Below are 6,177 nucleotides of genomic sequence, written 5' to 3' on the forward strand. Positions count from 1 at the left end.
GGAGGACTGTTCGGAGCCTGAGATCGCGCTCTCCTTTGTTCGGTCTGCGTCGACGATCGGTCGGTTTCCGTCGTCGATCTCTCCAGTGATCGACGCGAGACCTCATCCCTTGGTTGCTCCGCCGTAGACCGTCGGACGATGCCTGGCCGGGAACGGGCTCGGCACAGTGGACGCATGGCGAACACCACGGGGATCAACAGGGCGCAGTTCCTGGCGGGGGCGCTGGCCCTCGGGACAGCGGGCGCGTTACTGCCGTCGGGGCAGGCGGCAGCGGAGGCGCAGGCGGCGGCGACCGGCCCACGCGGTCTCCGTCGCCACGGCGTCGTCTACACCGTCGGTGCGGGTGAGACCCCCGCCACCGCCTGGAGCCCGTGCCGGATGCGCGCCGACCTCCGTGCCATCCGCGACGAGTTGCACGCCGACACGGTCGAGGTCACCGGCGACGGCGTCGACCGCCTCACCGCCACCGCCGCCCGGGCCGCCGAACTCGGCCTGCACATCTGGCTTCAGCCCACCCTCGCCGACGTCCCGGAGCGGGACATCCTCGAACACCTCGCGGAGACCGGCCGGTTCGCGGAGCGCCTGCGCCGGCAGGGCGCGAGCGTCGACCTCAGCGTCGGCTGCGAGTTCTGGCTGTTCGTGCCCGGGATAGTGCCGGGCGCGACGGTCCTGGACCGTGTCGAGAACCTCCTGAACGGCGCCTTCGACCCGGTCGGGACGCAGCGCAGGCTGGACGCCTTCACCAAGAAGGCGGCGGCGCTCGGCCGTTCCGTCTTCCACGGCAGTCTCGGCTACGCCGCCGCCCAGGACGACGAGGTCGACTGGAACCTCTTCGACATCGTCGGCATCGACTACTACTCGTACTTCCGCCAACCCGCAGACCATGTAAGGGAGTTGCACCGCTACCAGCGCTGGGGCAAGCCCGTCGCCGTCACCGAGTTCGGCACCTGCGCGTACAAGGGCGCCGAGAAGACGGCCGGCATGGGCTGGAACGTCGTAGACCACGACAAGAGCCCGGAGGAGATCAAGGGTCACCCGGTCCGCAGCGAACACACCCAAGCCGCCTATGTGGTCGACCTGTTGGAGGTCTTCGAGTCGATGGGCCTGTACGGCGCGATGGCCTTCGAGTTCGTCACCCCGGACGCCCCGCACCGCGCCCACGACCCACGACACGACCTCGACATGGCGAGCTACGCCCTCACCAGGACCGTCGAGGACCGCCCGTTCGACCCCGGTTCACCGTGGCACTGGGAACCGAAGGAGGCGTTCCACGCGCTGGCGCGGCGCTACGGTCACAGGGCGAGGGTCATGAGGAGGCGATGCTCGTCCGGCCCGAAGTAGTCCCGCTGCACGCCCTCCTCGGAGGAGAATCCGAGTGAGCGGTACAGCATGATCGCCGCCGCGTTCGTCGGCTCCACCGTCAGACGCACCTGGTGGACACGCTCCGCGCGCAGTCGGCGCAGGGCCTCGACCATCAGGCGTCGGCCAAGACCGTGGCCCTGCTGGCGGGGCGTGACGGCGAGGCTCATGATCCAACTCAGGTAGCCGTCCGAGGTGTTCACGAACAGGATGTAGCCGAGCAGCCGTTCGCCGTCGTCGAGGACGAGGACGCGGTCGCCGTGGATGTCGTAGAGCTGGCGGAGCACGAAGACGGGGTAGGGCTCCTCGGGGAAGGCCTCCCTGTCGACGCGGAGGAGTTCGGGGAGATCGGCCTCGGTGATGCCTCTCAGGGTCAGGTGCCGGTCGCCGCGGTCGGCCAGGAACGCCCGGTCGGCGCGGCGGCCCGGGGACGGGGAGCGTTCCTCCTGAAAAGCCGTCATACTGCCTCCTCGGGGGAGCGGGTCAAGCGGGTGCCGCCACTCGTACGAGTGGCGCGGACGGTGCGTGATCTCGCTGTCTTTCCGGAGTGTTCGACTGTTTTCCGAACATCTTGGGTGGGGTAATCCGGCAGTTCAAGGCTGATTCAGGTCTCATGATTACATTCGCGACGATGCGCCCCCTGTGCGCCCCGGTGGCCGATCTGTGGTGGCCTGATATCTCCGCAAGATTGACGAGAAGTATCCGTCGTGCCTTGGATGTTGGTACCGTAAGTAAATGAGCGCGAGATCTTCGGGGGACACTCAGGTGATGAATGCGGACGTCTCCTGGGAGGCATTCGACTCGACTGCCTACGTCGAGCACAACTACCGCCACCTGCAGGCGGAGGACGCGGAGATCCTGCACATCGTCCGGGATCATTTCGGCGGTCATTTCCGGAAGCAGGACGTCGGCCCGGTTTCGGGTATCGACGTGGGCGCGGGTGCCAACCTCTACCCCGCGCTCGCCATGATGCCGTGGTGCGACGAGGTCACGCTCGTCGAGCGCTCACCCGCGAACGTGAAGTACCTCAGGGGCCAGCTCGACAACTACGGCCCGAACTGGGACCAGTTCTGGGACGTCCTGGGCGGGCACAAGGCGTACGGCGCCTTCCCCATCGACCCGCGTCAGCAATTCCGCAAGGTCGTCAAGGTCGAGCAGGGCAACATCTTCGATCTTGAGCGGTTCGGCGGTCCGCGATCCGTGGGGACGATGTTCTTCGTCGCCGAGTCGATGACCACGTCCCTTGACGAGTTCACCCTGGGTGTCGCGTGCTTCATGCGCGCGCTGGCCCCAGGGGCCCCCTTCGCCGCAGCTTTCATGGAACATTCAAAGGGTTATTACACGGGAAAGAAGTTCTTTCCGGCGTGCGACGTGGGAGAATCGGAGGTGCGTGCGAGTCTCGAACCATTCGCGGGTGACTTCGAGGTGCACCAGCTCGAAGCCAAGGACCGAGTGCGCGACGGATATTCCGGAATGATCCTTTCCTATGGCTGGCGCGGGAATTCGGACTGACGTGTTCCGGTCGGCTGATCGGACCGATCGGACCGATCGGGCTGATCGAAACCGATCGATGAGTCTTCACAACAGAAGAGGGAAATTCCTCGACTGATGGCAGTGCGGTCTGTGTGAGGGGCATGGAATGCAGATCAAGCCGCGCCAGCATCTGCTGGACATCTGGCAGGCGGTCGCCCGCCACTCCTTCGACGGCGGCGCGTGGGCGTGGGGCAAATGGGGAGGGGAGAGCAGCGTCGCCGACGCCGAGCGCCTGCTCTGTCTGCTGTACCCGGCGACCGAGCTGCCGTCGTTCCGGCTGGACGACCCCGACACCACACAGGGCGACGTCCAGCAGTCGCTGAAGACGGCGGGCGGACGGCTGGACATCCCGGCCAACCTCGTGACGGCCGCCGCCGAGTTCATGCACACCCACACCGACGACAAGCGGCCCACGTTCGCGGGCGGTTACTACTTCCAGTCCCGGGACACGGAGAAGGACCTTACCGACGAGCAGCGTCAACTCGGTGTCACGGACTCGTTCTCCATGTCCATCACGCTCTGTCTGGCACTGCTCGGCTTCCTCAAGGTCTACGAGTCCAAGACCCGCCGCGGCGACATGCAGGAGACGATCAGGGAACTGAAGTCCGCGACCAGCAAACGGCTCACCGCCGCCATGGTGAGCCTGCTGCGCTCGTTCACGGTCAACGTCTACGACACCGACTCCTCCCAGGGCCAGACACTCTGCGAACTCCTCGGCCAGGGGCGGCAGTCGCAGCGTCAGGTGCTGGAGATGTTCCAGAAGCGGTTCAGGCCGCTGCGCGCCGCCATCACCGAGAGCTTCATCCTCGGCGTCGACGTGCAGGAGGCACTCAACGACGAGAGCCAGCTCTTCGAGTGCGGCTGGGCCTGGAGCCTGGTGCGGGACGCGCCCGAGGTGGAGACCGACGAGGACATCGGGGCGCAGCCCGTCGGCGTGGCCAACCCGGTGCCGTACCTGTACTTCACCGTGGTCGCCCTCGACGGCATCCAGGACCTGTTCTCCGACCGCACCCTGACGCTCGGCCTCCTCAACGCCGAACAGCAGAAGCTCGCCGAGGCGCTGCGGCTGCGCTGGGAGATCACCCAGCAGTACTGGTCGCGCATCGCCCGCTTCGACCGCGAGCGCTGGCCACTGGAGGACATCCCCTGGCGTACGACGGGACAGCGGCTGGAGTCCGAGTACTTCTCCCTCTCCGTCGCGGCCATCCTCGTGCACGACCTGATGCGCCGCCGGGCCACCGACGACGACCTGACCCGCACGGTCACCGTCATGGAGCGCCTCGCCGAACGCGGACGCATCACCAGCCGGATGACGCGCGACGACCCCATGATCCAACTGCACACCCCGGGCGTCACCCTGCCGCTGCAGGGCGGCGGCACCATCGGCCCGCCCATGAACTGGACGATGAGCGACTTCTCGGCCCAACTGCTCAAGCGGACCGTCCAGTTGTGCACGCTCTCGCGCAACCTCTCCGCGCACGACCGGCTGCTGAGGCTGGCCGAGGACATCTTCGGCCACGTGTGGCGGCGGCGGATGGGCGAGGGCGAGGGCGTCGGGCTGTGGGACAACGTGCACGCCGCCTACCCGGGAACCTCCCTCACCGAGGGGCCGGTGTCCTGGAGCATCACCGAGCGGGTCACCGAGGTGATGGTCCAGGTCCACAACATGTACGCGCAGCCCCCGATCCGCAGCCTCGAACTGACCGAACTGGCAAAGGCGTTGCTCTCCGAGTCCACCCACCTCCTCGGCAACGAGCAGATGGCGCCCGCGCCCAACTCCGACGGAAAACGCGGCATGCAACTCAGGGGAATCGAGGTCAAGTTACGCCGCGCCCGCGACCTCATCGACGAACAGCCCGGCACCGCCTACTCGTTGACGCTCGACGTGCTGGGCCAGCTCGACGCACTCGCCCGGGCCCGCGCCGCCGCGGCCCAGGGAGTGTGAGCCGTGCTGATCTTCGCCGCCTCCGACAAGGGAGGCACGGGCCGCTCCGTGACCAGCGCCAACCTCGCCTACCAGCGGGCGCTGACCGGGGACGACGTCTGCTACCTGGACTTCGACTTCGGATCGCCCACCGCCTCGGCGGTCTTCGACGTGCCCGACGCCCGCCAGGCCGCCGAGGACCGCGGGCTGCACTCGTATCTGACAGGTGAGATCGGCGAACCGGTCAGGATCGACGTCTGGGCGGACACCGAGCACCGGGTGCTGCGCAACCAGCCGCCCGGAGCCGGCCGGCTGATCCTGATGCCCGGTGACCTCAGCGGCGGCGAGTTCGCCACCACCGGCGACAACCTGCGCCGCTGCGTGGACCTGCTGCTGCGCCTCAACGGCGAGTTCGACCTGATCGTCGTCGACCTCAGCGCGGGCCGCAGCTACGCCGTCGACATGGTGCTGGCGGCCACCGCGCAGCGGGAGTTGAGCGGTGTCGAGGCCCGCTGGCTGGTCTTCCACCGCTGGACCCGCCAGCACGTGGAGGCCGCGGCGAGCCTGGTCTTCGGCAAGCGCGGCATCGTCGCCGGCGGGGTCGCCCGCGGGCACGACGAGGACACGCTGCGCGGTGCCATCCGCTTCGTCCGGGCCGCCGTACCCGATCCCGAATCGGCGCTGTGGTCGCAGGTCACACCCGCCCAGTCGGCGTGGATGGAGCAGTGCGACCTCGAACTGAAGCAACTGGCCTCGCACCACGGAATCGGCTACAGCCAGGTCCTGGGCTCCATTCCGCTGGAACCGGTCCTGCAGTGGCGCGAGCAGCTGATCACCGACGAGGACGTGCTGGACAGCCAGATCGCCACCATGGAGACCTGGCAGGCGCTCAGCGATCTGGCCGGGCGGCTGACCGACGACAAGTACTGGGAGCAGGCGTGACCGAGGCCGTGTTCCGGGAGACCACCGCGGACCCGCGCACCCAGTCCGTGTCGTTGGCCCATCTCTCACTGGAGCTGGGCCACCTCTACATGGAGGACTTCGAGGCGGGCCCCGAGCGGCTGCGCGAGCACTTCGCCGAGGTACGGATCTGGGTGGACGCCGCCCGTGCCTCCGCGGCCCGCCGCGTCGGCGGCAAACGCCCCCGCGTCAGCACCTGTTTCCTGATCGACGACTACTTCACCCGCTTCTCCACCCCCGCCGAACTCGTCCCGCTGGTCCTCGAAGAGGCCGCGAAGGCCGGGCTCGTCATCGACTACCTCGCCCGCGAGTCGGGGTGCGCGGTCGCCGACCGGATAGAGCTGGCCGAGTCCGTGATGCACCGCCTGGTCGAGTCGCCGCCGCCGGGCAGCCACGGCTCC

At 67.9% G+C, this 6,177-nt stretch carries 5 protein-coding genes and 1 pseudogene; 5 read left to right on the forward strand and 1 reads right to left on the reverse strand.

Annotation, left to right across the window (positions count from 1 at the left end; translation table 11 throughout):
• Window positions 1-174 precede the first annotated feature (174 nt).
• The gene (locus tag R6V09_RS02055; RefSeq protein ID WP_317879575.1) at window positions 175-1,341 is read left to right on the forward strand and encodes an abortive phage infection protein; all 1,167 of its coding nucleotides are present in this window, start codon (window positions 175-177) and stop codon (window positions 1,339-1,341) included.
• Here the strand turns inward: R6V09_RS02055 and R6V09_RS02060 are convergent.
• Window positions 1,293-1,820 carry a GNAT family N-acetyltransferase gene (locus R6V09_RS02060; RefSeq protein ID WP_317879576.1) on the reverse strand — a complete coding sequence of 176 codons (528 nt, stop codon included), beginning with the start codon at window positions 1,818-1,820 and terminating at the stop codon, window positions 1,293-1,295. The two genes, R6V09_RS02055 and R6V09_RS02060, sit on opposite strands and share 49 nt — an antisense overlap.
• A 307-nt stretch (window positions 1,821-2,127) precedes the next feature.
• Between R6V09_RS02060 and R6V09_RS02065 the strand changes: the two genes are divergently transcribed.
• The 4 genes and pseudogenes from R6V09_RS02065 to R6V09_RS02080 form a co-directional block, all read left to right on the forward strand.
• A complete protein-coding gene (locus tag R6V09_RS02065; protein WP_317879577.1) occupies window positions 2,128-2,871 on the forward strand; it encodes an SCO2525 family SAM-dependent methyltransferase in 744 nt (247 codons plus the stop codon).
• A gap of 127 nt (window positions 2,872-2,998) precedes the next feature.
• Window positions 2,999-4,837, forward strand: a complete 1,839-nt coding sequence (locus R6V09_RS02070; RefSeq protein WP_317879578.1) for an SCO2524 family protein — start codon at window positions 2,999-3,001, stop codon at window positions 4,835-4,837.
• A 3-nt stretch (window positions 4,838-4,840) separates the two neighbouring features.
• Window positions 4,841-5,758 carry an SCO2523 family variant P-loop protein gene (locus R6V09_RS02075; protein ID WP_317879579.1) on the forward strand — a complete coding sequence of 306 codons (918 nt, stop codon included), beginning with the start codon at window positions 4,841-4,843 and terminating at the stop codon, window positions 5,756-5,758.
• Window positions 5,755-6,177 (forward strand): annotated as a pseudogene (locus tag R6V09_RS02080) (SCO2522 family protein); the annotation flags it as partial. The gene R6V09_RS02075 and the pseudogene R6V09_RS02080, both read left to right, overlap by 4 nt.

Origin of the sequence: Streptomyces sp. W16, from assembly GCF_033194735.1 — a bacterium.
Lineage (GTDB): Bacteria > Actinomycetota > Actinomycetes > Streptomycetales > Streptomycetaceae > Streptomyces.

Excerpts from the sequence above, each read along its gene's own strand:
- R6V09_RS02055 (WP_317879575.1), top strand. The coding sequence starts at position 175 with ATGGCGAACACCACGGGGATCAACAGGGCGCAGTTCCTGGCGGGGGCG.
- R6V09_RS02060 (WP_317879576.1), bottom strand. The coding sequence starts at position 1,820 with ATGACGGCTTTTCAGGAGGAACGCTCCCCGTCCCCGGGCCGCCGCGCC.
- R6V09_RS02065 (WP_317879577.1), top strand. The coding sequence starts at position 2,128 with ATGAATGCGGACGTCTCCTGGGAGGCATTCGACTCGACTGCCTACGTC.
- R6V09_RS02070 (WP_317879578.1), top strand. The coding sequence starts at position 2,999 with ATGCAGATCAAGCCGCGCCAGCATCTGCTGGACATCTGGCAGGCGGTC.